This window comes from Kocuria sp. HSID17590 (genome assembly GCF_003989485.1).
Classification (GTDB): domain Bacteria; phylum Actinomycetota; class Actinomycetes; order Actinomycetales; family Micrococcaceae; genus Kocuria; species Kocuria salsicia.
Genome location: NZ_RBMB01000020.1, coordinates 1 through 24,624, shown reverse-complemented (window position 1 = coordinate 24,624; position 24,624 = coordinate 1). Strand labels below are relative to the sequence as shown.

Genomic DNA, 24,624 nt, shown 5'->3' with positions numbered 1-24,624 from the left:
CCGAGGAACCAACCAGAGGTGGCACCGGCCGATCCGCAGCCGGTACTCCGGCAGAGCCGACGGACGGCGCGGATGCAGCGCCCACACGCGTGGTGGGCGCTGCGATCCTCGACTCCGTGGAGCAGCCCACGCGTGTGCTGGCAGCCCAGCGCGCGTACCCGCCCGCGCTGTCGGGTCTGTGGGAGTTCCCGGGCGGCAAGCAGGAGCCCGGCGAGTCCGCGCAGGACGCCCTCGTGAGGGAGTGCCGCGAAGAGCTCGACGTGGACGTGGTGCTGCTCGACGAGGTCACCCCGCCCGCACCCGAGGGGTGGCCGCTGGCCGGCACCGCCGTGATGCGTGTCTTCGTTGCCGTGGTCACCGATGCCCCCACCATGGACGACGCCGCCGGGGATCCCGAGGCGCTCGTCCGGGTCGGGGAGGACCACCTCGCCGTGCGCTGGCTGCCTCTCGCGGACCCCGCGCAGATTCTCGGACTACCGTGGATCCCCGCAGACCTGCCCATCGTGGCGGCGCTGCTGGAGATGCTGCGAACAGAGTGAGCATGACAGACCCCTCGTCCGACCGTCCCGAGGACCGGGGGCACCGGCCGCGCGGCCGGCACCGGGCGGACGGCTCCGCGTCGAACTCCCCGGAGGCCGACCACCGCGCGTGGAGCGCCCTGTGGGCCATGGTGCTCGGCTTCTTCATGATCCTGGTGGACGCGACGATCGTCTCCACCGCCATTCCCGCCATCACCGCCGGGCTGGACACCGACATCTCCGGGGTCCTGTGGGTCACGAGCGGGTACCTGCTCGCCTACGCGGTGCCGCTGCTGATCACCGGGCGGCTGGGGGACCGCGTGGGCCCGCGCACCGTGTACCTGTGGGGCCTCGGCATCTTCACGGCCGCGTCCCTGTGGTGCGGCCTGTCCCAGGACATCGCGGGGCTCGTGCTCGCCCGCGTGGTGCAGGGCCTCGGGGCGGCGCTGATGACGCCGCAGACCATGACGATCATCACCCGGATGTTCCCGGCGCGCAGCCGTGGCGCCGCCCTCGGCATCTGGGGCGCCACCGCGGGTGTGGCCACACTGGTCGGGCCCCTCCTCGGCGGAGTGCTCGTGGACCTCGCGGGGTGGCGCTGGATCTTCTGGGTCAACGTGCCCGTGGGGATCTTCGCCCTGTGGCGCGCGTGGACCAGGCTGCCGAGGCTCCCGGTGCGCTCCCACTCGTTCGACGTCCCAGGGGTGCTGCTCTCAGGGATCGGGCTGTTCCTGGTGGTCTTCGGCATCCAGGAGGGGGAGACCTACAACTGGGGCACCGTGGTCGGCCCCGTCACGGTGTGGCTGCTCATCGGCACGGGGCTGGCCGTGCTGGTGGCGTTCGTGGTGTGGCAGCGGTTCACCCCCGCCGAGCCCCTGGTGCCGCTGAGCCTGTTCCGGGACCGCAACTTCTCGCTCGCCAACATCGCGATGGCGGCGGTGAGCCTGACCGTGAACTCCATGATCATCCCGGCGATGCTGTACCTGCAGGTGGTGCGCGGGCTGAACCCCACCGTGGCGGCCCTGAGCTACGCGCCCATGTCCCTGCTCTCGGCGTTCCTCGCCCCGGTGGTGGGCCGTGCCCTGACGCGGGTGGCTCCCCGCAGCCTCGCCCTGCCCGGGATGCTCGTCATGGCCGCGGGCCTGGCGGTCTACGCGCTCGCGCTGCGCCCCGGGACCCCGGTGCTGCTGCTCGCGGCGCTGACGCTCGTGATCGGGCTGGGCAGCGCCATGATCTGGTCCCCGGTGTCCCTGACCGCCACGGCGGACCTGGGCCCGGACGTGGCCGGGGCGGGGTCGGGCGTCTTCAACGCCACCCGGCAGGTGGCCGCGGCGATCGGCTCGGCCATGGTGGCCGTGCTCATGCAGTCCCGGCTCGCGGCGAACCTCCCGGCCGGTGCGAGCTCGGGGGCCGGGGAGCTCGGTGCCTCCAGCACCGCGGGTGGGCTTCCGGCACCGCTGCAGGACGGGTTCTCCCTCGCCATGACGCAGTCACTGATGCTGCCGGTGGCCGTGCTGCTCCTGGGCGCGCTCGCCGCGGCCTTCTTCCGCCCGCCGCACTGGCACACAGGGCACGGCTCACGGCACGGCTCACGGCAGGGTTCCGGGGGCGGCTCCCCGCAGGGGTCCGGGCAGGGCCCCGGACCCGGCGTCGCGCAGGGCTGAACCCGGCGCACGGCCCGGACGGCGACGTCGTCGGGCCCGGTGGTCTTGCGGGCGGCGGTGCCCGCATCCACTAGACTGACCGTGCCCGTCCGCCGAGGCGGCGGGCCCCCCGAACCCCGCGGCTGCCGAGCACCCGGGACCGGGCCCACCCCGTCCGCGAGAGCAGGAACGCGAGAAGCCATGTCCGAGACCACACCGTCCGCCACGGTGGACCCCACCGACGAGGCCGGGGTCGCCGCCGCCGTCGAGCAGGCGCTGAACGAGATCCAGGCCGCCGCCGACCTCGCCGAGCTCAAGACCGTCCGGCTGCGCCACGCCGGGGAGAAGTCCCCGCTGGCGCTCGCCAACCGCGCCATCGGCGGGCTCGACAAGTCGGCGAAGGCCGTCGCGGGCAAGCTCGTGGGCCAGGCCCGCGGCCGCGTCAACAAGGCGATCGCGGCGCGCACCACGGAACTCGAGGAGGAGCGGGACGCCCGGATCCTCGTGGAGGAGGCCGTGGACGTCACCGCGGCCACGCGACGTCGTCGGCTCGGCGGGCGTCACCCCCTGAACACGCTCATGGAGCACATCGGGGACATCTTCGTGGGCATGGGCTGGGAGGTCGCGGAGGGTCCGGAGCTCGAGCACGAGTGGTTCAACTTCGACTCCCTGAACTTCAAGCCGGACCACCCCGCACGCCAGCTGCAGGACACGTTCTTCGTGGACCCGCCGTCCTCGCACCTGGTGCTGCGCACGCACACCTCGCCGGTGCAGATGCGCTCCCTGCTGGAGCGTGAGCTGCCGGTGTACGTGGTGTGCCCGGGCAAGACCTACCGCACGGACGAGCTCGACGCCACGCACACCCCGGTCTTCCACCAGGTGGAGGGCATCGCGGTGGACGAGGGGCTGTCCATGGCGGACCTGAAGGGCACCCTCACCCACTTCGCGCGCACCATGTTCGGACCGGAGGCCGCGATCCGGCTGCGCCCCAACTACTTCCCCTTCACCGAGCCCTCCGCGGAGCTGGACGTGTGGCACCCCACCGCCAAGGGCGGGCCGCGGTGGATCGAGTGGGGTGGCTGCGGCATGATGCACCCCAACGTGCTGCGGGCCGCGGGGATCGACCCCGAGCGCTACTCAGGATTCGCGTTCGGCATGGGCATCGAGCGGACCCTGATGTTCCGCAACAACGTCCCGGACATGCACGACATGGTCGAGGGCGACGTCCGTTTCAGCGAACACTTCGGGATGGAGATCTAGAGCAATGCGAGTTCCTTTGTCATGGCTGCGCGAGTACGCGCCCGTTCCCGAGGACGCCACCGCGGAGGACGTCCTGGCCACCCTCGTGAAGGTCGGTCTGGAGGAGGAGGACGTCCACCGTCCCTCCGACTCCCTCTCCGGTCCGATCGTGGTGGGCCAGGTGCTCTCCATGGAGCCGGAGACCCACTCCAACGGCAAGACCGTGAACTGGTGCTCCGTGCGCGTGGTGCCGGAGGGCCAGGAGCAGACGCTGACGGGCAAGGGCATCGACCCCTCGGGCGTCCAGGGAATCATTTGCGGTGCCCACAACTTCTCGGTGGGTGACAAGGTGGTCGTCGCCCTTCCGGGTGCGGTGCTGCCGGGTGACTTCCGGATCTCCGCGCGCAAGACCTACGGCCACACCTCGGCCGGCATGATCGCCTCCGTGCGCGAGCTCGGCATCGGCGACGACCACGACGGCATCCTGGTGCTCTCCCGGATCGGGCTGGACCCCGAGATCGGCTCCGACGCCCTGGAGCTGCTGGGTCTCTACGACTCGGCGGCGGAGGTCAACGTGACCCCGGACCGCGGGTACGCGTTCTCGATCCGCGGGATCGCCCGCGAGTACTGCCACGCGGTGCGCGCACCGTTCACGGACCCGGTGGCGGAGCTCGCGCCGAGCGTGCCGAAGCCCACCGCGGACGGCTTCCCCGTGACGATTGCCGACGACGCTCCCATCCATGGCCGCGCCGGCTGCAACCGTTTCGCGGTCCGGGTGGTCGAGGGCATCGACCCGACCGTCCCCACGCCGCCGTGGCTCGTCTCGCGCCTGCGGCTTGCGGGCGTCCGCTCCGTGAGCCTGCCGGTGGACGTCTCCAACTACGTGATGCTCGAGTACGGCCAGCCCATCCACACCTACGACGCGGACGCGCTGCAGGGCGGGATCACCGTCCGCCGCGCCCGTGCGGGGGAGAAGCTCACCACGCTGGATGGGAAGGCCCGTGAGCTCGACGCCGGTGACCTCGTGATCACGGACGAGTCCGGGCCCGTGGGACTCGCTGGCGTCATGGGCGGCGCGAGCACCGAGGTGGGGGACTCCACCACCCGCGTGCTCGTCGAGGCGGCCCGCTTCGACGAGGTCTCGGTGGCCCGCACCGCGCGCCGCCACAAGCTGCCCTCCGAGGCGTCCAAGCGCTACGAGCGCGGCGTGGACCCGCAGCTCGCGCCGGTGGCCGCCCAGCGCGTCGTGGACCTCCTGGTGGAGCTGGCCGGCGGCACCGACACCGGCCGGGTCACGGACGTGGACCACACGGATCGCCCCGCCCCCATCGAGCTGCCCGCGGGCTACCCCGCGGCGCGCGTGGGCGTGGACTACTCCCCGGAGGTCGTCGAGCGCAGCCTCGTGGCCATCGGCGCCGAGGTCACGGAGACCGCCGACGGCTGGACCGTCGTCCCGCCGTCGTGGCGCCCGGACCTGCTCGAGAAGGAGGACCTCGTCGAGGAGGTCGCGCGCCTGGACGGCTACGACCGGATCCCGGACCGCCTCCCCGTGGCTCCTCCCGGGCGCGGCTTCACGCGTTCGCAGGCCGCCCGACGCCGCGTGGCCACCACCCTCGCGGCCGCCGGGCTCACCGAGGTGCTCAGCTACCCGTTCGTCTCGCAGGCGGACAACGACCTGTGGGCCAGCCCCGAGGGCGAGCACGTGGCCTCCGTGAAGCTCGCGAACCCCATCAGCGAGGCCCAGCCCATGCTGCGGGCGAGCGTGCTGCCCGGGCTCGTCGAGGTGCTCAAGCGCAACCGGTCCCGAGGCTTCCGGGACCTCGCGCTGTACGAGATCGGCCACGTGTTCCTGGCCGACGGCGTCGTCGCGGACACCCAGCCCGTGCCCCCGCTGGGCGTGCGTCCCGGGGACCAGGAACTGGAACGCCTCAACGCGGCCGTGCCCGACCAGCCGCGCAAGCTCGCGGCCGTGCTGGCCGGCAACGACGCACCCGCGGGTCCGTGGGTCGCCCCTCGTCCGCTGGACTGGCAGGACGCGCTGGACGTCGCCGAGCTCGCGGCGCGTGCCGTGGGCGTGGAGCTGACGGTCGCTCAGGGTTCGCACCACGCGTTCCACCCGGGACGCACGGCGCGGCTGAGCACCGCGGACGGTGTGGAGATCGGCGTGGCCGGTGAGCTGCACCCCCAGCTCGTGGCCGCCCAGGGCCTGCCCGAGCGCACGTGCGCCGTGGAGCTGGACCTCTCCGCCCTGCTGGACCACGAGTCCGCGGCGGTCACGGCGCAGGCCATCTCCGGCTATCCCGCGGCCACCCAGGACGTCGCCCTCGTGGTGGACGCGGACGTCCCCGCCGCGGACCTGCTGGCCACCGTCCGCCGCGGTGCGGGCGAGCTGCTGGAGGCCGCGGAGGTCTTCGACGTGTACTCCGGCACCGGGATCCCCGAGGGGAAGAAGTCCGTGGCCATCGCGCTGCGCTTCCGTGCCCCGGACCGCACCCTCACCGCTGACGAGGCCTCCCACGCCCGTGAGAACGCGGTGGACGCGGCCCACAGGGAGCACGGCGCCGAGATCCGCAGCTGACCCCCACCCCCGCAGCAACGCCAAGGCGCAAGGAGCACCGTGTCCCCCGATTCCCCCGAACTCATCGACTTCCACGAGCAGGAGGAGGAGCGCACGCGCGGCTCGCGCGGGTGGCTGATCGTGCTCATCGTGCTCGCGGGGGCGGTGCTGACCCTGGTCCTGGGGATCTGCTCCGCGCTGTCATTCGAGAAGGCTTCTCGGCTGGACGACTGGGCGGGCCGGTCCATGGTGGTCTCCGGGACGTACCAGACCCTCACGAACGACCTCGTGACCAAGGAGTACAACGGGATCTACACCGGGGTCATGCCGAAGAACGAGCTGGTGGAGAAGTACCCGTTCGACAACCAGCTCAACGACCCCGCGAAGAAGTCCGAGGGGGACCAGATCACGTTCCGCGGCACCCAGACGGGTGTCCAGGACTCCGACTTCCCCCGGGAGGTGGATGCCCTGCTCGCGGAGCAGAGCGGGCACCTCACGGTCGTGGACACGGGCGAGCCCGGCTCCTACGGGGACAGCGGGGTGACGGACTCGATGGTCACCGGCCAGCGTGTGCGCGCCGGTGCGCTCGCGGCGGGTGCGCTGCTCTGCGTGGGCCTCACGGTGTGGGGCGCGCGGCGCGTGCACCGCGGGGTGCGTGCAGGCATCTAGGACACGGCTCCGGCAGAGGCCGGTGGTGCACCGCCCCGTGGGTTTCCGGACCCACGGGGCGGTGTCGTCTCACGGCAGCAGCAGGAGCTTCCCCTGCGTGCCGCGGGACTCGAGGTCGCGGTGCGCCGCGGCGGCGTCGTCGAGCGGGTAGGCGCCGCCCACCCGGACCTCCAGGTCCCCGGAGGTCACGGCGTCCACGAGCTCGCCCCAGCGCCACGTGCGCTCGTCCCGGTCCCGCGTGTAGTAGGCCAGGGACGGGCGGGTCACGTAGAGCGCGCCGGAGCTGTTGAGCCGCTGCAGGTCCAGCGGGGGCACCTGGCCCGAGGAGCCGCCGAAGAGCACCGTGGTCCCGCGCACGCGCGTGGCGGCGAGGGACTCGTCGAAGGTGGTGCGGCCCACGGAGTCGTACACCACGTCTGCGCCCACGCCGTCGGTGAGCTCGCGCACGCGCTCGCCGAAGTTCTCGTAGCCGAGCACGTGGTCCGCGCCGAGCCGCTCGGCGGTCGCGGCCTTCTCCGGGGTGGAGGTCAGGGCGATCACGGTGGCGCCGATGCGCTTGAGCAGCTGGATGGCCAGCCCGCCCACGCCGCCAGATGCCGCCGTGATGACCGCCGTCTGCTCGGGCTGCACAGGGAACGTGGAGCGCACCAGGTAGTGCGCGGTGAGCCCCTGCAGGGGCAGCGTGCCGGCGGTCTTCGGGTCCATGCCGTCCGGCACGGGCAGCGCCTTGCCCTCGTCCACCGTGAAGAACTGGGCGTACGTGCGGGTGGCCTCGGAGGTGGCCACGCGCTGACCGGTCCGCACGCTGGTGACCTCGGAGCCCACGGCCACGACCTCGCCGGTGCCCTCCGAGCCCGGCGTGAACGGGAAGTCCACGGGGTACGCGCCGGAGCGCTGGTAGGTCTCGATGAAGTTCACACCGGTGGCCTCGGTCCGCACGAGGACCTCCCGGGGACCGGGCTCCGGGACGGGCACCTCGGCGGGTCGCAGCACCTCCGGACCGCCGGGCTCCTGCGCGACGATCGCCTGCATCGTGGTCTCGCTCATTCTCGTTCCTCCTCGCAGCTGGGCACCGTGCCCGTGCGGGCACGACGGCGTCCCCGCCAGTCTCGCGCCGGGCCACGGTCCAGGACAAGGCAGTGCACGTCGGGGCGGTCCGCGGGGAGGGTGCTCACCCGAGCGTGGACATGGCCCGCGCTATGCATAAATATTGAGTGGAGTGCATAGGAATACGGTATGGTGGTGCCCATGACCTACACCGCTGCAGTCTCAGGCGCCACCGGCTACGCGGGGGGAGAGGTGCTCCGCCTGCTGTGCGGGCACCCGGACATCGAGATCGCCACCGTGGCGGCCCACTCCTCCGCCGGGCAGAAGCTGGGCGCGCTCCAGCCGCACCTGCACGCGCTCGCGGACCGGGACGTTGTCGAGACCACCGCGCAGAACCTGGCGGGGCACGACGTCGTGTTCCTGGCCCTGCCGCACGGCCAGTCCGCGGCGGTGGCCGAGCAGCTGCCCGCCGGCACGGTCGTGGTCGACGCCGGGGCGGACCACCGGCTCGAGTCCGCCGAGGCGTGGCGCGCGTTCTACGGCTCGGACCACGCCGGCACGTGGCCCTACGGGCTGCCCGAGCTGCTCGTGGACCCGAGCGGCCGCAAGCAGCGCGAGAACCTGCCCGGTGCCACCCGGATCGCTGTCCCGGGCTGCTACCCCACGGGCTCGCTGCTCGCGCTGGCGCCCGCGCTCGCGGCGGGGCTGGTGTCTGCCCAGGACATCGTGATCGTCTCCGCGTCCGGGACCTCGGGCGCCGGGAAGTCGTTGAAACCGCACCTGCTCGGTGCCGAGACGATGGGCGGGATGTCCCCGTACGGCGTCGGCGGCGGGCACCGCCACACGCCGGAGATCGAGCAGGGTCTCGGCTGGGCGGCCGGCGAGGACGTGCGGATCTCGTTCACCCCCACGCTGGCGCCCATGCCCCGCGGCATCCTCACCACGGCCACCGCCGCGCTGCGTCCGGGCACCACCGAGGAGGCCGTGCGGGAGGCGTACCGCGCCGCGTACGACGACGAGCCGTTCGTGCACCTGCTGCCCGAGGGGCAGTGGCCCACCACCAAGTCGGTGCAGGCCTCGAACCACGTGGCGCTGCAGCTGGCCGTGGACCCGCACGCCGGGCGGCTCGTGGTGAGCGTGGCCCTCGACAACCTGACCAAGGGGACCGCGGGCGCCGCCGTGCAGTCCCTCAACCTGGCTCTCGGCCTCCCCGAGACCGCGGGCCTCACCGCGCAGGGCGTGGCACCGTGAGTGCCGGGTCCGCGCCCGACCGCCCGTCCGAACCAGGAGCTGCCATGTCCTCGCACAACCCCGTTCCCGACGTCCCCGTGAGCACGGACTCCGGCGTGTGCGCCGCGGCCGGTTTCAGCGCGGCCGGCGTGGAGGCCGGCTTCAAGAAGTCCGGGGGCCGTGACCTCGCGCTCGTGGTCAACACCGGGCCCGACGACGCCGCAGCGGCCGAGTTCACGAGCAACCGCGTGGCCGCTGCACCCGTCCACTGGTCCCGGGAGGTGATCCGGCAGGGCCGTGCCCGCGCGGTGGTGCTCAACTCGGGCGGGGCGAACGCGTGCACCGGCCCGCAGGGCTTCCAGAACACGCACGAGACCGCCGAGCTGGTGGGGGAGCAGCTGGGCATTGGTGCCGGAGAGGTGCTGGTGTGCTCCACCGGGCTGATCGGAGAGCAGCTGCCCATGGACGTCGTGCGCGGGGGAGTCCCAGCCGCGGTGGCCGCGCTCGCCCCCGGGCAGCGTGCCGCGGCGGAGGCCGCCGAGGCCATCATGACCACGGACACCGTCCCCAAGCAGGCCTGCGTGAGCGGTGCGGGCTGGAGCGTGGGCGGCATGGCGAAGGGCGCGGGGATGCTCGCCCCGGGGCTGGCCACCATGCTCGTGGTGCTCACCACGGACGCCGTCCTGGGCGCGGAGGAGCTCTCGCTCGCACTGAAGGAGGCGTGCCGGATCACGTTCAACCGCACGGACTCGGACGGCTGCATGTCCACCAACGACACCGTGGTGCTGATGTCCTCCGGCGCCTCCGCGCAGCGCCCGGACCAGGTGGAGTTCACCCGCGCGCTGACGGCCGTGTGCCACAGCCTCGCGCAGCAGCTGATCACGGACGCGGAGGGCGCGTCCCACGACATCGCCGTGACCACGGTGGGTGCGGCCACCGAGACGGAGGCGGAGGACGTCTCCCGCACGGTGTGCCGCTCCAACCTGCTCAAGACCGCGGTATTCGGCAACGACCCCAACTGGGGGCGCGTGCTCTCCGCGGTGGGCACCACGCAGGCGCAGTTCGACCCGGACCGCATCGACGTCTCGATCAACGGCGTCACCGTGTGCCGCAACGGCGCCATCGGGGACCCGCGCGAGGGCGTGGACCTCGCGGCGTCGCGCGCCGTGGACATCGTGGTGGACCTCAAGAACGGGGACCAGCAGGCCACGGTGTGGACCAACGACCTCACCCACGACTACGTCGAGGAGAACAGCGCCTACTCGAGCTAGCGCGCCCACCATGTCACGTCTCAGCGATAACACCAGGTACGAAACAGCCCGCTCCAAGGCGGAGACCCTCATGGAGGCGCTGCCGTGGATCCAGCGCTACGCGGGCTCCACCATGGTCTTCAAGTACGGCGGCAACGCCATGGTCAACGACGAGCTGCGCCGCGCGTTCGCGGAGGACATCGTCTTCCTGCGCCACGTGGGGATCCGCCCGGTCGTGGTCCACGGCGGAGGCCCCCAGATCAGCGCCATGCTCGACTCGTTGAACATCGCCTCGGAGTTCCGGGACGGGCTGCGCGTCACCTCCGAGGAGGCGATGAACGTGATCCGCATGGTCCTCACGGGGCAGGTGGGCCGGGAGCTCGTGGGCCTCGTCAACGCGCACGGTCCCTACGCGGTGGGGATGTCCGGGGAGGACGCCGGGCTGCTGCAGGCGCGCCGGGTGCGCACCGGCTCGGACGGCGCCCCGCTGGACCTGGGGCTGGTGGGCACGGTCACGCGCGTGAACACCGCCGCCGTGGAGCAGCTGCTGGACATCGGCAAGATCCCGGTGATCGCCTCGATCGCCCCGGAGCTCGCGGACTCGGACGACGACGCCGCGGGCCTCGGCTCGCTGACGGGTCAGGTCCTCAACGTGAACGCGGACACGGCTGCCGCGGAGGTCGCGGTGGCGCTGGGCGCGGAGAAGTTCGTGGCCCTCACGGACGTGGAGGGGCTGTACGCGGACTGGCCGGACAGGTCCTCGCTGATCTCCTCGCTCACCGCGTCGGAGCTGCGGGAGATGCTGCCCACGCTGGAGTCGGGGATGATCCCCAAGATGCGTGCGGCGCTGCGCGCCGTGGAGGGCGGGGTGCCGCGGGCGAGCATCGTGGACGGGCGCTCGGAGCACTCGTCGCTGCTGGAGATCTTCACGGACACGGGCATCGGCACCGAGGTCACACCGGACGGGACGGAGAACGCATGAGCGCGCGGCAGGACGAGCTGCTGGAGCAGTACAGGGACAACCTCCTGGGGGTGTTCGGGGATCCCTCCCTCGTGCTCGTCTCGGGCGAGGGGGTCCACGTCACGGACGCGAACGGCAAGCGCTACATGGACCTGCTGGCCGGGATCGCCGTGAACGCGCTGGGACACGCGCACCCGGCGTGGGTGCGGGCCGTCAGCGAGCAGGCGGGCTCGCTCGCCCACATCTCCAACCTCTTCACCTCCCCGGGCAGCATTGCGCTGGCGCACAAGCTGCTGGATGTCACCGGGGCACCGGAGGGCTCGCACGTGTTCTTCGCGAACTCCGGCTCGGAGGCGAACGAGGCGGCGTTCAAGCTGGCCCGCCGCCACGGCGCGGCCCACCCAGACTCGCAGGGGCGGCCCCGGCAGCGGGTGATCGCGCTGGAGCACTCCTTCCACGGCCGCACGATGGGTGCGCTCGCCCTGACCGCCAAGGAGGCGTACCGCGCACCCTTCGAACCGCTTCCCGCCGGGGTGGAGCATGTCCCCGCCACGGTCGAGGCGCTGGAGGCCGCGCTGGACGACACCGTGTCCGCCGTGATCGTGGAGCCCGTGCAGGGCGAGGCCGGGGTGCTTGGCCTGCCCGAGGGCTTCCTGGCGCGAGCCCGGGAGCTGACCCGCGAGCACGGTGCGCTGCTCGTGGTGGACGAGGTGCAGTCCGGGATCGGTCGCACCGGTGCGTGGCTCGCCTCCAGCGCGCAGCTGCCCGCGGGAGAGTTCCCTGACGCCGTGACGTTCGCCAAGGGTCTCGGCGGGGGCTTCCCCGTGGGGGCGCTGCTCACCGCGGGCCCGGAGGTCTCCGGCCTGCTGAGCGCCGGGCAGCACGGCACCACGTTCGGCGGCAACCCGCTGGCCATGGCCGCGGGCCTCGCGACCCTCACCGTGATCGAGGACGAGGACCTGCTCGCCAACGCCCGCCGGGTGGGGGAGCACCTCGCCCAGGGCCTGCGCGCCGTCGGCGGCGTGGCGGGCGTCCGCCAGTACGGTCTCCTGCTCGGCGTGGACCTCGTGCAGGAGGGCCCCGAGGACCCGGTGGCGCAGCGCGTCGTCGCCGCGGCCCGGGACGCCGGGTTCATCCTCAACGCCACGGGCCCGGCCACCCTGCGCCTGGCCCCGCCCCTGATCATCACCGAGCGGGACGTGGACGAGTTCGTGGCCGCCCTGCCGCGGCTGCTCGCGGCCCGCGAGCACTGAACCGCCGCCCCGCCCCTCACCCGCTCCCCAAGGAGGATGCCCCGTGCTCCGTCACTTCCTGATCGACACCGACCTCACGCCCGAGGAGCAGACCCGGGTCCTGGACCTCGCGCTCGCGCTGAAGGCGGACCGCTTCTCCCGCCGCCCGCTCGCGGGCCCGCAGACCGTGGGGGTGGTCTTCGACAAGACCTCCACCCGCACGCGGGTCTCCTTCGCCACGGGCGTCAGCGACCTCGGCGGCAGCCCCCTGATCATCAACCCCGGGGAGTCGCAGCTGGGGCACAAGGAGAGCGTGGCAGACAGCGCGCGCGTCTTCTCCCGCATGCTCGCCGCGGTCGTCTGGCGGACCTACGCGCAGTCCGGGCTCGAGGAGATGGCCGAGCACAGCACCGTCCCGGTGGTCAACGCCCTGTCCGACGACTACCACCCGTGCCAGATCCTCGCGGACCTGCTGACCCTGCGCGAGCACCTCGGGGACCTGCCGGGCCGCACCCTGGCCTACGTGGGGGACGCCGCGAACAACATGGCCAACTCGTACCTGCTCGGCTGCGCCACTGCCGGGATGGACGTGCGGGTGGCCGGGCCCCAGCAGCACCTGCCGCGCCAGGACGTCGTCGACGCCGCGCGGGAGAGGGCCGAGCAGACCGGTGGCTCCGTGCTCGTGACCACGGACCCGGCCGAGGCGCTGCGGGGCGCGGACGCCGTCGTCACCGACACCTGGGTCTCCATGGGCCAGGAGGACGAGAAGGCGAAGCGCACGAGGATCTTCCAGCCGTACGCCGTGACGCGTGAGGCCATGGCGCTCGCCGGCGAGCAGGCCGTGTTCCTGCACTGCCTGCCCGCCTACCGGGGATTCGAGGTCGAGGCGGAGGTCATCGACGGGCCCGCCTCGCTCGTGTGGGACGAGGCGGAGAACCGGCTGCACGCGCAGAAGGCGCTGCTGACCTTCCTGCTCGACTCCTCGGGACTCTCGGCGGACCTGCCGGCAGCCCTGCGACGGGAGGAGGCCCGGTGAGCATGCCCACCACCAAGACGGCGCGGCAGGCCCGGATCCTGGAGCTCGTCACCGGAGGGGAGATCCACTCCCAGGCGGAGCTCGCGGAGCTGCTCGCCGCGGACGGCATCCAGGTCACGCAGGCCACCCTGTCCCGGGACCTCGTGGAGCTCGAGGCGGTGCGGGTGCGCTCCGCCAACGGGGGCATGGTCTACGCTATGCCCCGCGCGGGCGCGGACCGCTCCCCGGCCACCGGGATCACCCGCGAGAGTGCCGAGGCGAAGCTGGCCTCGCTGTGCCGGGAGCTGCTCGTCACCGCGGAGGGCAGCGCGAACCTCGTGATGCTGCGCACCCCGCCCGGAGCCGCCCAGTACTTCGCCTCGGCCATCGACCACTCGGTGATGCCCGAGATCCTGGGGACCATCGCCGGGGACGACACCATCATGGTCGTGGCGCGAGACCCACAGGGCGGCGCGGACCTGGCCCGCACCTTCCTCGACCTCGCCCGCTGAGCGACGCCGCCGCGGTGCCGCCCTCCTGCGCCCGGCGGCCACGGCGCTCGTGGCACCCGGGACGCGGAGTCCGCGGCGCTCAGGCCTCGCGGGTCTCGTACTGCGTGAGCAGCGGCAGCAGCTGCTCCTGGCCGAAGACCCTGGCGACGTCCTGCGCGTGCTGGTGCCCGGTGGCCTGCCCCGCCCCGGCTTCCAGGAGCATGCGGGTGATGGCTTCATTGCCGCGGAACACGGCGCACACCAGCGCGGTGAAGCCCATGTCGCTCACGCGCTCGGTGTCCGCGCCCTTCTCCAGGAGCATGGCCACGGTGTCCTTGCGCTCGAGGTAGGCGGCGAGGTTCAGCAGGGTGTCGCCCTTGCCGTTGGTGAGGTTGACCGGCACGCCCGCGTCCAGGGCGGCACGCAGGGTGTCCGTGTCGCCGTTGCGGGCGGCGTCGAAGAGCGAGGTGGCGTACGCCAGCTCGGCCTCGGTGAGCTGCGGGGGCTGGGGTGCGGATTCCGGCTGGGTCACGGGAGGTCCTCCTGCGGACGGGTGCTCCGACTCGGCGGGGCACGGGTGGGGATCGCGGGGGCGATCCGGGCTTGCTCCCAGTCTCGCACGCGCTCCCGGACCCGTGGCGTGGGCGTTTGACTCGGGTACCCGATACTGGCAGTCTCACGTGTTAGATCTCACACACGTTCCCTGGAGGACCCATGACCAACCTGGCCACGCTGCTCACCACCTCGGCCGCGAAGTACACGTCCGATCCCGCCGTGATCCTGGATGACCTGCACCTGAGCTACGGGCAGCTGGACGACCTCTCCGCCCGCGGCGCCGCCCTGCTCACCGCCAACGGCATCCGCCCCGGGGACCGCGTGGCGCTCGTGCTGCCCAACGTGCCCCACATGGCGGTGCTGTACTACGCGATCCTGCGCGCCGGCGGCATCGTGGTCCCGCTGAACCCGCTGCTCACCCCTCGCGAGCTGACCTACCACTTCCAGGACGCGGGCGTGAGCTTCGTGCTCGCGTGGGAGGACATGGCCCAGGCCAGCCAGAAGGCGGTCGAGGAGCTCGACGGCGTGGCCGTGCTGCCGATCAGCGCCCAGGGCACCGTGGGGCACCTGATGTCGGTTGAGCCGGCGGCCGAGGTCGTCGAGCGCGAGGACGAGGACACGGCGGTGCTGCTGTACACGTCCGGCACCACCGGGCGCCCCAAGGGTGCGGAGCTGACCCACCACAACCTGCACTCGAACGCCGAGATTGCCGGGGAGCTGTTCGACCTGCGCAACGGGGACGTGATGTTCGGAGGGCTGCCCTTCTTCCACGTCTTCGGCCAGACGGTTGCCCTCAACGGGGTGGTGGCCCGCGGCGCCGCGGTCTCCCTGCTGCCGCGCTTCCACCCGGTCAAGGCCCTGGAGATCCTGCGCCGGGACCACGTCAACATCTTCGTGGGCGTGCCCACCATGTACGTGGCGCTGCTGCACGAGCTGGGCAAGGGCGAGCTCACCACGGAGGGGATCGACCTGCGCGCCGGCGTCTCCGGCGGCTCCGCCATGCCCGTGGAGGTCATGGCCAAGTTCGAGAAGGTCTTCGACACCAGCGTGTACGAGGGCTACGGCCTCTCGGAGACCTCCCCGATCGTGTGCTTCAACCAGCCGGGCAACGTCCGCAAGCCCGGGTCCATCGGCACGGTCGTGCGCGGGGCGGAGATCCGGATCGTGGACGGGGACGACAACGAGGTCCCCACCAACGAGGTCGGGGAGATCGCGGTGCGCGGGCAGTACGTGATGAAGCGCTACTGGAACAAGCCCGAGGCCACCGAGGAGGCCATGCGCAACGGCTGGTTCCACACCGGGGACATGGGCCGCAAGGACGAGGACGGCGCCATCTTCATCGTGGACCGCAAGAAGGACATGATCCTGCGCGGCGGCTACAACGTGTACCCCCGCGAGATCGAGGAGGTCGTCTACCAGTTCCCGGGTGTCGTGGAGGCCGCGGTCGTGGGCGTGCCCAGCGAGAAGCACGGCGAGGAGGTCGGCGCCGTCGTCGTCTTCGAGTCCGGTGTGCTCGAGTCCAAGGGCCGGGAGGCGCTGAGCCAGGAGCTGGACGCGTTCGTGCAGGAGTGGGTGGCCAAGTACAAGTACCCCCGCATCTACCGCATCACGGACGAGCTGCCCAAGGGCCCCACGGGTAAGATCCTCAAGCGCGAGCTCTCGCTCGATGCATAAATAACGACAGTTGTGTATAGTCATGCACGGAGCGCGGGTCGTCCCGCGCAGTCAGTGTCGTCGTTGAGCAGTGTGTGAGGAGAACGCCGTGAGTGATCGCGTGGTATTGGCCTACTCGGGTGGGCTGGACACGTCCGTGGCCATCGGGTGGATCGGTGAGGCGACCGGTGCCGAGGTGATCGCCGTGGCCGTGGACGTCGGACAGGGCGGCGAGGACCTCGAGACCATCCGTCAGCGCGCCCTGGACTGCGGTGCCGTGGAGGCCTACGTCGCGGACGCCCGGGACGAGTTCGCGAGCGAGTACTGCATGCCGGCGCTGAAGGCCAACGGCCTCTACATGGACTCCTACCCGCTGGTCTCGGCGGTCTCCCGCCCGGTGATCGTCAAGCACCTGGTGGCCGCGGCCAAGCAGTTCGGGGCCACCACCGTGGCCCACGGCTGCACGGGCAAGGGCAACGACCAGGTCCGCTTCGAGGTGGGCATCCAGACGCTCGGCCCCGAGCTCAAGTGCATCGCCCCGGTGCGGGACCTCGCGCTGACCCGTGAGAAGGCCATCGCCTACGCGGAGAAGAACGAGCTCCCCATCGTGACCACCAAGAAGAACCCGTTCTCCATCGACCAGAACGTGTGGGGTCGAGCCGTGGAGACGGGCTTCCTGGAGAACATCTGGAACGGTCCCACCAAGGACGTCTACGACTACACGGACGATCCCACGTTCCCGCCCGCCGCGGACGAGGTCGTGATCTCGTTCGAGCGCGGTGTTCCGGTGGCGCTGGACGGCAAGCCCGTGACCCCGCTGCAGGCCATCCAGGAGATGAACCGTCGGGCGGGCGCGCAGGGCGTGGGCCGGATCGACATCGTCGAGGACCGCCTGGTGGGCATCAAGTCCCGCGAGATCTACGAGGCCCCGGGTGCCATGGCGCTGATCACCGCCCACAAGGAGCTCGAGAACGTCACGGTCGAGCGCGAGCAGGCCCGCTTCAAGAAGACCGTGGGCCAGCGCTGGACCGAGCTGGTCTACGACGGCCAGTGGTTCTCACCGCTGAAGAAGTCCCTGGACGTGTTCATCGACGACACGCAGAAGTACGTCAACGGCGACATCCGCATGGAGCTGCACGCGGGCCGGGCCACCGTGACCGGGCGGCGCTCGGACACGGGTCTCTACGACTTCAACCTCGCCACCTACGACGAGGGCGACTCGTTCGACCAGTCCAACGCGCGCGGTTTCATCGAGCTGTTCGGAATGTCCTCCAAGGTCGCGTCCCGGCGCGAGCAGAACCTGGGCGAGGACTGATCCCACGCGCCGCGGGCGGCGCACCCCCGCGGACGCGGTGACGAACGGCCGGGCTCCTAGACTGGAGCCCGGCCGTTCGACGCGCACGGGACCCCGCCGCGCGTCGTCGCCCCCGCACCGACGTCCCCGTCACGTCGTCGCGGCAGACCGCCCCGGCGCACCGCCCCGCGCCACTGGCGCACACCGCCGGGGGCGCACCGATCCACCACCGTCCACGAGGAGCACCATGGCCCAGCACGAGCAGCACGGAACCAACGAGGGCGCCCTGTGGGGCGGCCGTTTCGCCGGGGGACCGGCGGACGCGCTGGCCGCGCTGAGCAAGTCCACCCAGTTCGACTGGCGTCTCGCGCCCTACGACATCGCGGGCTCGCGCGCCCACGCCCGGGTGCTGCACGCCGCGGGCCTGCTCACTGCCGAGGAGCTGAGCGGGATGATCGACGCGCTGGACCGTCTGGAGGCGGACGTGCGCAGCGGCGCGTACGTCCCGGCCGAGTCGGACGAGGACGTCCACGGCTGCCTGGAGCGCGGACTGATCGAGCGTGCCGGCCCCGCGCTGGGCGGCAAGCTGCGGGCGGGGCGCTCGCGCAACGACCAGATCGCCACGCTGGGGCGCATGTACCTGCGCGACCACGCCTCGATCATCGCGCGCAACCTGCTGGACGTGGTGCGCGCCCTCGTGGAGCAGGCGCGCCGTCACCCCCACGCCCCCATGCCCGGGCGCACGCACCTGCAGCACGCCCAGCCGGTGCTGCTGTCCCACCACCTGCTGGCCCACGCGTGGGCGGTGCTGCGCGACGTCGAGCGCCTCGTGGACTGGGACGCCCGCGCGGCGGTTTCCCCGTACGGCTCCGGCGCGCTCGCGGGGTCCTCGCTGGGCCTGGACCCCAACGCCGTCGCCGCGGAGCTCGGTTTCGACTCCGCCGTCTTCAACTCGATCGACGGCACCGCGTCCCGGGACGTCTACGCGGAGTTCGCGTGGGTGTGCGCCATGGCCGCGGTGGACGTCTCGCGCATGAGCGAGGAGGTCACCACGTGGGCCACCAAGGAGTTCTCGTTCGTCACGCTGGACGACGCCTACTCCACCGGCTCCTCGATCATGCCCCAGAAGAAGAACCCGGACGTCGCGGAGCTCGCGCGCGGCAAGGCCGGGCGGCTGATCGGTGACCTCGCCGGGCTGCTGGCCACGCTCAAGGGCCTGCCGCTCGCCTACAACCGTGACCTGCAGGAGGACAAGGAGCCGGTCTTCGACGCGATCGACCAGCTCGAGGTGCTGCTGCCCGCCGTGGCGGGGATGATGGGCACCCTCTCGTTCCACACCGAGCGCCTGGCCGAGCTCGCGCCGCAGGGCTTCGCGCTCGCCACGGACGTGGCCGAGTGGCTCGTCCGGCAGGGGGTCCCCTTCCGCGAGGCCCACGAGATCTCCGGCGACGCCGTGCGCGTGTGCGAGGAGCACGGCATCGAGCTGTGGGACCTCACCGACGAGCAGTTCGCACGGATCTCCGAGCACCTCACCCCGGGTGTGCGCGAGGTGCTCACGGTCGAGGGCTCGCTCGCCTCCCGCAGCTCCCAGGGCGGCACCGCCCCGGACGCGGTGGCGCAGCAGCTCGCCGAGCTCGAACGGCGGATGGCCGCGCTCGCGGGCTTCGAGGCGCGCGAGCCCGTGGTCTCGTGACGCAGGGACTGCAGGAGCTGCTGCTGGGCCGGGCGCCCGACGTCGCCCCGAGACTTCTCGGCGCGGTCTTCGTCTGCGCCCTGCCCGGCGGCACGGTGGCCGTGCGCCTCACCGAGCTGGAGGCCTACGGCGGCCCGCACGACTCCGACCTGCCGGACCCGGGCGCCCACACCTACCGCGGCCGCACCGCGCGCAACGCGTCCATGTTCGAGGCGCCGGGGCGGATCTACGTGTACTTCACGTACGGGCTGCACCACGCCGTGAACTTCGTGTGCCGGGGTGAGGGCACCGGCGGCGGGATCCTCGTGCGCTCCGGGGAGGTGGTGCTCGGCGAGGACGTCGCCCTGCGCCGTCGGCTCGCCAACCGCAGCTCCGAGCCGCCGTTCGTGGCACTCGCCCGCGGCCCGGGCAACGTGGCGCAGGCACTCGGTCTCTCGCGGGAGGACGACGGCGCCGCGCTGGTCGACCTCGGTCGTTCCGACGACCCCGTGGCGCTCGCGGAGCAGGCCGTGCTCCGCACGCCCGGCCCGGCGTGGACGGGACTCGCGCTGCGGCAGGAAGCGGTGGGCGACGTCGTCGTGACCCCCCGGACGGGGGTCTCCGGCGAGGGCGGCACGGACACCTACCCGTGGCGCTTCGCGATCGCGGGGGACCCGACCGTGTCCCCCTACCGCAAGGCCGCGGTCAAGCGTCGGCGCAGCCGGTGAGCCGCGCGGCGGCGAGTGGGGGCGTGCCCGGCGGATACCATGGGCGGGTGACTGAATCCGTTGAACAGATGATCGACCGGCTGTGCGAGAAGATCCCGGACCACCCCGAACCGGGGGTGGTCTTCCGCGACCTCACGCCGCTGTTCGCGGACGGGGAGGGCTTCCGCCGGACGGTGGACGCGCTCGTGGACGCCTTCCGGGGCCAGTACGACTGCGTGGCGGGTGTCGAGGCACGGGGGTTCATGATCGCCGCCGCCGTGGCCTACGCCTCCGGGGCCGGCATCATCCCGGTGCGCAAGGCGGGCAAGCTGCCCCGCGAGACCCTGTCCCAGTCCTATGACCTCGAGTACGGCACGGGAACGCTGGAGATCCACACCGACGACGCCCCACGGGGCTCGCGCGTGCTCGTGCTCGACGACGTCCTCGCGACCGGCGGCACTCTCGGCGCGGCCTCCGCGCTGCTGACCCGCGGCGGCTACAACGTGGCGGGCTTCGGCGTGATCATGGAGCTCACGGCCCTGCGCGGACGCACCCAGCTGGGCGGGCACCGGGTCCGCGCGCTCCTGCGCGTCTGACCCGCGGGGGCGCACCCGACGGGCGGTAGGATGGTCGATCGCCGGTTGAGCGACCGGTTCCGTCGGCAGGGTGCGTGAGGTGAAGTTCGTGGAGGATTCCGCAGCGGTGGATGTGTCCCGGCAGCTCGAGGACGAGCGCCGGTACGTGGCAGGGGCCTACGCCCGGCTGGACGAGCTGCGGGAGCTCAGCGACCGCGAGCTGCGCAAGGTCCGGACCACCCACTTCGGCGGTGGTCACCAGGCCCGCTCCGAGCGGGACGCCTTTGCCACCTACTACGAGGACCGACTCGCCCAGCTGAACTCCGTGGACGAGCGCCTGGTCTTCGGGCGGCTCGACACCGCGGGCGGCGAACGCCACTACGTGGGCCGCCTGGGGCTGGCGACCGAGGACCACCAGCGGCTCGTGCTGGACTGGCGCGCCCGGGAGGCCGGGGCGTTCTACCAGGCCACGGCCGCGAACCCCATGGACCTCGTGCGCCGTCGCCACCTCATCATGGACGGCCGGGAGGTCACCGCACTGGAGGACGACGTCTTCGATCCCGAGGCCCTCTCCGGAGACGACGTGGTCCACGGCGAGGGCGCGCTGATCGCCGCCCTGAACTCCGAGCGCACCGGGCGCATGACGGACATCGTCGCCACCATCCAGGCAGAGCAGGACCGCATTATCCGCGCACCGCTCTCCGGGGTGCGGGTGGTGCAGGGCGGGCCGGGCACCGGCAAGACGGCCGTGGCCCTGCACCGCGCGGCGTACCTGCTCTACGAGCACCGTGAGCGCCTCGCGAAGTCCGGCGTGCTGATCGTGGGTCCGTCCTCCTCCTTCCTCTGGTACATCGAGCGGGTGCTGCCGGCGCTGGGGGAGACGGGCGTGGTGATGTCCTCGCTGGCGGACCTCTACCCGGGGGTGCACGGCACGGTCGAGGAGGACCCCTGGGTGGCGCGCTGGAAGTCCGGGCTGCACATGGTGGACGTTGTCCGGCGCGCCGTTGCGGACCGGCAGAAGCTTCCCGAGAGGACGCAGTGGCTCTCGGTGGACGGCCACACCGTCAAGCTCGACCGCGCACTCGTGCGCCGTGCCCGGGAGCGGGCCCGCGCCACTGGCAAGCCGCACAACGAGGCCCGCGAGACCTTCGTGAAGGTGGTCGTCAAGGAGCTCGCAGACGCCCTGGGGGCGGAGCTCAACGAGAAGTCCGGCTCCACGATGGACCGCTCCTACCTGCGGGAGGACCTGCGGCAGAGCCGGGAGGTGCGCATCGCGCTCAACCTCCTGTGGTTGCCCCTGACTCCCCAGCAGCTCGTCTCCCAGCTCTTCGGGAAGGAGCGCTACCTGCGCTCCGCGGCCCCCGAGCTGACCGACGAGCAGGTGGCTCGGCTGCTGCGTCCCGTGGACGCGCCCCTCACCGTGGCGGACGTCGCGCTGCTCGACGAGGCGGCGGAGCTGCTCGGGGACTTCGACACGGCCGGGATCAAGGTGCGCGGGGACCGCTCCGTCGAAGAGCGCAAGGCCCAGGAGTCCGCGCAGAAGGCGCTGGAGACCATGGCGGAGGGCTTCGAGGACATCGGGGCGCAGGGCGTGGTGACCGTGGAGCAGCTCACGGCGTTCAACGCGGAGGCGCCGCACCGCGTCACGGCGGCCGAGGCGGCGTCGTCGGACCGCACCTGGGCCTACGGCCACGTGGTCGTGGACGAGGCCCAGGAGCTCTCGCCCATGCAGTGGCGCGTGCTCATGCGGCGCTGCCCGCTGAAGTCGTTCACCGTGGTGGGGGACATCGCCCAGGCGGGCAACGCGGCCGCGGCGACCACCTGGCAGGGTGCGCTGGAGCCGTTCGTGGGGGAGCGCTTCACGCTCGAGGAGCTCACGGTGAACTACCGCACGCCCCAGCCGATCGCAGACGCCGCGGTCCGGGTGGCCCGCGCCGCGGGACTCACGGTGTCGCACCCCACGGCCGTGCGGGACGGGGACCCTCCCGTGCTGGTGCCCGCCGCCTCGGACGACGCCGTGACCGAGGAGGTCGTCGCGTCCGTGGGCCGGGAGCTGGAGCTGCTCTCCGGAGGGCTGGTGGGGGTGGTGTGTCCCGGTCGACGGATCGCGGCGGTCGGCTCTGCCCTCGAGCGTGCGTTCCCGGGACTCGTGGCCGCCGGGATGCGCAGTCTCGACCGGCGCATCATGGTCCTCACGCCCTGGGATGCCAAGGGTCTGGAGTTCGACTCCGTGGTGGTCGTGGAACCCGCCGAGATCGAGGCGGACCCGTCCGGCGGCCCAGGCAACCTCTACGTGGCCATGACGCGACCCACCCAGCGGCTCTACCTCGTGGCGGCCCACGGCATGCCCGCGGGTGTGGAGCCGGCGGGGCCCGGGGCGGCGGCGGACGGTGGCGCGCCTCCGGCTTCCGACGGGGTCGCGGCCGGGGTCAGGCACGCGGCACCGGGCGGGGACGACGGCGCCGCGGCGGGCGGCGTCGTCGGCGCTGCGAGGGCCTGATAACTTAGTCCCCGTGTCGACCACCGATCTCACCTCGCAGCACAACGACCCCTCCTTCACGTCCCTGTGGGACGAGCTGAACTGGCGCGGACTCATCCAGGTCTCCACCGATCCGGAGGCGCTGCGCGAAGTGGTCGACGGCCCCCCGATCACGTACTACTGCGGCTTCGACCCCACCGCCTCGTCGCTGCACCTGGGCCACCTCGTCCAGCTGCTCCTGCTGCGCCGGCTGCAGCTCGCCGGCCACCACCCGCTCGGACTGGTGGGAGGTTCCACCGGTCTGATCGGTGATCCGCGGCAGACCTCCGAGCGGATCCTCAACTCCCGCGAGACGGTGGCGGAGTGGGTGGACCTGCTGCGTGAGCAGGTACAGCGCTTCCTCTCCTTCGAGGGGGAGAACCCGGCCAGGATGGTCAACAACCTGGACTGGACCGCGCCGCTGTCCGCCATCGACTTCCTGCGGGACATCGGCAAGAACTTCCGCGTGGGCACCATGATCAAGAAGGACATCGTGGCCAAGCGTCTGAACTCGGAGGAAGGGATCTCCTACACCGAGTTCAGCTACCAGATCCTGCAGGGCCTGGACTTCCTGAACCTCTACCGCCAGTACGACTGCGTGCTGCAGACCGGCGGCTCCGACCAGTGGGGCAACCTCACCTCCGGAACGGAGCTGGTGCGCAAGACGGAGGGGGCCACGGTCCACGCCATCGGCACGCCGCTGATCACCAACTCGGACGGCACCAAGTTCGGCAAGTCCGAGGGCAACGCGATCTGGCTCAACCCTGAGCTCACCTCTCCCTACGCCTTCTACCAGTTCTGGCTCAACACCGCTGACGCGGACGTGGTGGACCGGCTCAAGGTCTTCACGTTCCGCACCAGGGAAGAGATCGAGGAGCTGGGCAGGCTCACGGAGGAGGAGCCGTACCGGCGGGAGGCGCAGCGCGTGCTCGCCGCGGACGTCAACACGCTTGTCCACGGGGAGGAGGCCACGCGCAAGGCGATCGAGGCGTCCGCCGCCGTGTTCGGCCGCGGCTCCTTCGAGGACCTGGACGAGGAGACCCTCGCCGCGGTGGCCGCCGCACTTCCCCACGCGGAGGTGGCGGCAGGGGAGCACCTGGTCTCGGACCTGCTCGTGGCCACGGGCCTCTCCGACTCCAAGTCCGCAGCGCGGCGGGTCCTCAAGGAGGGCGGCGCCTCGGTGAACAACCACAAGGTCACGGGGGAGGACGCCGTGATCGGCGAGTCGGACCTGCTGCACGGCCGCTTCGCCCTGCTGCGTCGAGGGAAGAAGAACCTCGCGGCGGTCACCTTCGGCGCCTAAACCGGCCGCGACCAGCACCCATCAGACCCCTCTTCAGCTCGGGACCGGCGTTTTGCGCCGGTCCCGAGTCGTGTGTAATGTATTCCGAGTCGTCGCGACGAAGGCCCGGAAGGGACCGAGCGGCGGCGGGTGGCCGGCAAAGATCAGCCCGAGAAATTCGGACCTCGTTCATGCTACGGTTACCGAGCTTCGGAACCAGCGAAGCGGATCGGCTTGAACAGTCAAGTTGACACGCCGAGCAAGCCGAACTAAGCTGTACAAGCCGCTTCACGGAGGGCCACTTGGCCCGCGGAAGCAGCGAACAAATCTGACCGGCAGTGATCCGGTCGTCAACCGAACGTGGTGAACCTGCAAAGAGCAGTGGATCGCGTTGTGGTGTGTTGTTTGTCAACTCAATAGTGTGTCTAGTTTGTTGATACCAAAGTTTTATATTTTTGGTTGATGGCCCGACGCCTTTTCAGGTGTTTTCCCGTTTCCTGGGGGTGTTGGGTGTCA

General features: G+C 71.8%; 20 protein-coding genes. 18 read left to right on the top strand and 2 right to left on the bottom strand.

Annotated elements, in window-relative coordinates:
- Positions 1 to 92: 92 nt before the first annotated feature.
- The 5 genes from D8M39_RS08375 to D8M39_RS08355 all read left to right on the top strand — a co-directional run bounded on the left by D8M39_RS08375 (position 93) and on the right by D8M39_RS08355 (position 6,626).
- A complete protein-coding gene (locus D8M39_RS08375) occupies positions 93 to 539 on the top strand; it encodes an NUDIX domain-containing protein (RefSeq protein ID WP_309598336.1) in 447 nt (148 codons plus the stop codon).
- Between the two features lie 2 nt (positions 540 to 541).
- A complete protein-coding gene (locus D8M39_RS08370; protein ID WP_126874814.1) occupies positions 542 to 2,182 on the top strand; it encodes a DHA2 family efflux MFS transporter permease subunit in 1,641 nt (546 codons plus the stop codon).
- 180 nt (positions 2,183 to 2,362) lie between these two features.
- On the top strand, positions 2,363 to 3,421 hold the full coding sequence (gene pheS, locus D8M39_RS08365; protein WP_055085653.1) for a phenylalanine--tRNA ligase subunit alpha: 1,059 nt from the start codon (positions 2,363 to 2,365) through the stop codon (positions 3,419 to 3,421).
- Between the two features lie 4 nt (positions 3,422 to 3,425).
- Entirely contained in the window at positions 3,426 to 5,978 is a 2,553-nt protein-coding gene (pheT, locus tag D8M39_RS08360; protein ID WP_126874813.1) for a phenylalanine--tRNA ligase subunit beta, read from the top strand.
- Between the two features lie 39 nt (positions 5,979 to 6,017).
- On the top strand, positions 6,018 to 6,626 hold the full coding sequence (locus tag D8M39_RS08355; RefSeq protein WP_055085649.1) for a hypothetical protein: 609 nt from the start codon (positions 6,018 to 6,020) through the stop codon (positions 6,624 to 6,626).
- A gap of 69 nt (positions 6,627 to 6,695) precedes the next feature.
- Here D8M39_RS08355 and D8M39_RS08350 read toward each other — a convergent pair whose 3' ends face one another.
- Positions 6,696 to 7,673: a quinone oxidoreductase gene (locus D8M39_RS08350; RefSeq protein WP_126874812.1), complete on the bottom strand. Its 978-nt coding sequence runs from the start codon at positions 7,671 to 7,673 to the stop codon at positions 6,696 to 6,698.
- Between the two features lie 201 nt (positions 7,674 to 7,874).
- Here D8M39_RS08350 and argC point away from each other — a divergent pair, with 201 nt between their 5' ends.
- Genes argC through D8M39_RS08320 form a run of 6 tightly spaced genes read left to right on the top strand, consistent with a single transcriptional unit; the run spans position 7,875 to position 13,873 of the window.
- Entirely contained in the window at positions 7,875 to 8,924 is a 1,050-nt protein-coding gene (argC, locus tag D8M39_RS08345) for an N-acetyl-gamma-glutamyl-phosphate reductase (RefSeq protein WP_094394728.1), read from the top strand.
- Between the two features lie 44 nt (positions 8,925 to 8,968).
- Positions 8,969 to 10,174, top strand: coding sequence for a bifunctional glutamate N-acetyltransferase/amino-acid acetyltransferase ArgJ (gene argJ / locus D8M39_RS08340; protein ID WP_055085647.1), 1,206 nt, complete (start codon positions 8,969 to 8,971; stop codon positions 10,172 to 10,174).
- Between the two features lie 10 nt (positions 10,175 to 10,184).
- On the top strand, positions 10,185 to 11,135 hold the full coding sequence (argB, locus tag D8M39_RS08335; RefSeq protein WP_055085645.1) for an acetylglutamate kinase: 951 nt from the start codon (positions 10,185 to 10,187) through the stop codon (positions 11,133 to 11,135).
- Positions 11,132 to 12,367 (top strand): acetylornithine transaminase, encoded by a 1,236-nt coding sequence (locus tag D8M39_RS08330; protein ID WP_055085643.1) that lies wholly within the window; start codon positions 11,132 to 11,134, stop codon positions 12,365 to 12,367. Before argB ends, D8M39_RS08330 begins: the two co-directional genes overlap by 4 nt.
- A 43-nt stretch (positions 12,368 to 12,410) precedes the next feature.
- On the top strand, positions 12,411 to 13,382 hold the full coding sequence (argF, locus tag D8M39_RS08325; RefSeq protein WP_126874811.1) for an ornithine carbamoyltransferase: 972 nt from the start codon (positions 12,411 to 12,413) through the stop codon (positions 13,380 to 13,382).
- The gene (locus D8M39_RS08320; protein WP_083482522.1) at positions 13,379 to 13,873 is read left to right on the top strand and encodes an arginine repressor; all 495 of its coding nucleotides are present in this window, start codon (positions 13,379 to 13,381) and stop codon (positions 13,871 to 13,873) included. The genes argF and D8M39_RS08320 overlap by 4 nt, the downstream gene beginning before the upstream one ends.
- A gap of 79 nt (positions 13,874 to 13,952) precedes the next feature.
- Here the strand turns inward: D8M39_RS08320 and D8M39_RS08315 are convergent, their stop codons facing one another.
- Positions 13,953 to 14,384, bottom strand: a complete 432-nt coding sequence (locus D8M39_RS08315) for an ankyrin repeat domain-containing protein (RefSeq protein WP_055085637.1) — start codon at positions 14,382 to 14,384, stop codon at positions 13,953 to 13,955.
- A gap of 182 nt (positions 14,385 to 14,566) precedes the next feature.
- Between D8M39_RS08315 and D8M39_RS08310 the strand changes: the two genes are divergently transcribed.
- The 7 genes from D8M39_RS08310 to tyrS all read left to right on the top strand — a co-directional run bounded on the left by D8M39_RS08310 (position 14,567) and on the right by tyrS (position 24,129).
- Positions 14,567 to 16,081: a long-chain fatty acid--CoA ligase gene (locus D8M39_RS08310; RefSeq protein WP_126874810.1), complete on the top strand. Its 1,515-nt coding sequence runs from the start codon at positions 14,567 to 14,569 to the stop codon at positions 16,079 to 16,081.
- A gap of 88 nt (positions 16,082 to 16,169) precedes the next feature.
- A complete protein-coding gene (locus D8M39_RS08305) occupies positions 16,170 to 17,375 on the top strand; it encodes an argininosuccinate synthase (protein ID WP_055086593.1) in 1,206 nt (401 codons plus the stop codon).
- A gap of 226 nt (positions 17,376 to 17,601) precedes the next feature.
- Positions 17,602 to 19,047, top strand: a complete 1,446-nt coding sequence (gene argH / locus D8M39_RS08300; protein ID WP_126874809.1) for an argininosuccinate lyase — start codon at positions 17,602 to 17,604, stop codon at positions 19,045 to 19,047.
- Positions 19,044 to 19,754 (top strand): DNA-3-methyladenine glycosylase, encoded by a 711-nt coding sequence (locus D8M39_RS08295; RefSeq protein ID WP_055086589.1) that lies wholly within the window; start codon positions 19,044 to 19,046, stop codon positions 19,752 to 19,754. The genes argH and D8M39_RS08295 overlap by 4 nt, the downstream gene beginning before the upstream one ends.
- A 47-nt stretch (positions 19,755 to 19,801) precedes the next feature.
- Complete coding sequence (locus D8M39_RS08290; protein WP_055086587.1) at positions 19,802 to 20,329, top strand: adenine phosphoribosyltransferase; 528 nt, start codon at positions 19,802 to 19,804, stop codon at positions 20,327 to 20,329.
- An 88-nt stretch (positions 20,330 to 20,417) separates the two neighbouring features.
- Positions 20,418 to 22,808, top strand: a complete 2,391-nt coding sequence (locus D8M39_RS08285; protein ID WP_371413772.1) for an AAA family ATPase — start codon at positions 20,418 to 20,420, stop codon at positions 22,806 to 22,808.
- Positions 22,809 to 22,821: 13 nt separating this feature from the next.
- Positions 22,822 to 24,129 carry a tyrosine--tRNA ligase gene (gene tyrS / locus D8M39_RS08280; RefSeq protein WP_126874807.1) on the top strand — a complete coding sequence of 436 codons (1,308 nt, stop codon included), beginning with the start codon at positions 22,822 to 22,824 and terminating at the stop codon, positions 24,127 to 24,129.
- Positions 24,130 to 24,624: the final 495 nt, after the last annotated feature.

Coding starts and splice junctions, on each gene's coding strand:
- D8M39_RS08370 (WP_126874814.1), top strand. CDS start 542: ATGACAGACCCCTCGTCCGACCGTCCCGAGGACCGGGGGCACCGGCCG.
- pheS (WP_055085653.1), top strand. CDS start 2,363: ATGTCCGAGACCACACCGTCCGCCACGGTGGACCCCACCGACGAGGCC.
- pheT (WP_126874813.1), top strand. CDS start 3,426: ATGCGAGTTCCTTTGTCATGGCTGCGCGAGTACGCGCCCGTTCCCGAG.
- D8M39_RS08350 (WP_126874812.1), bottom strand. CDS start 7,673: ATGAGCGAGACCACGATGCAGGCGATCGTCGCGCAGGAGCCCGGCGGT.
- argC (WP_094394728.1), top strand. CDS start 7,875: ATGACCTACACCGCTGCAGTCTCAGGCGCCACCGGCTACGCGGGGGGA.
- argJ (WP_055085647.1), top strand. CDS start 8,969: ATGTCCTCGCACAACCCCGTTCCCGACGTCCCCGTGAGCACGGACTCC.
- argB (WP_055085645.1), top strand. CDS start 10,185: ATGTCACGTCTCAGCGATAACACCAGGTACGAAACAGCCCGCTCCAAG.
- D8M39_RS08330 (WP_055085643.1), top strand. CDS start 11,132: ATGAGCGCGCGGCAGGACGAGCTGCTGGAGCAGTACAGGGACAACCTC.
- D8M39_RS08310 (WP_126874810.1), top strand. CDS start 14,567: ATGACCAACCTGGCCACGCTGCTCACCACCTCGGCCGCGAAGTACACG.
- argH (WP_126874809.1), top strand. CDS start 17,602: ATGGCCCAGCACGAGCAGCACGGAACCAACGAGGGCGCCCTGTGGGGC.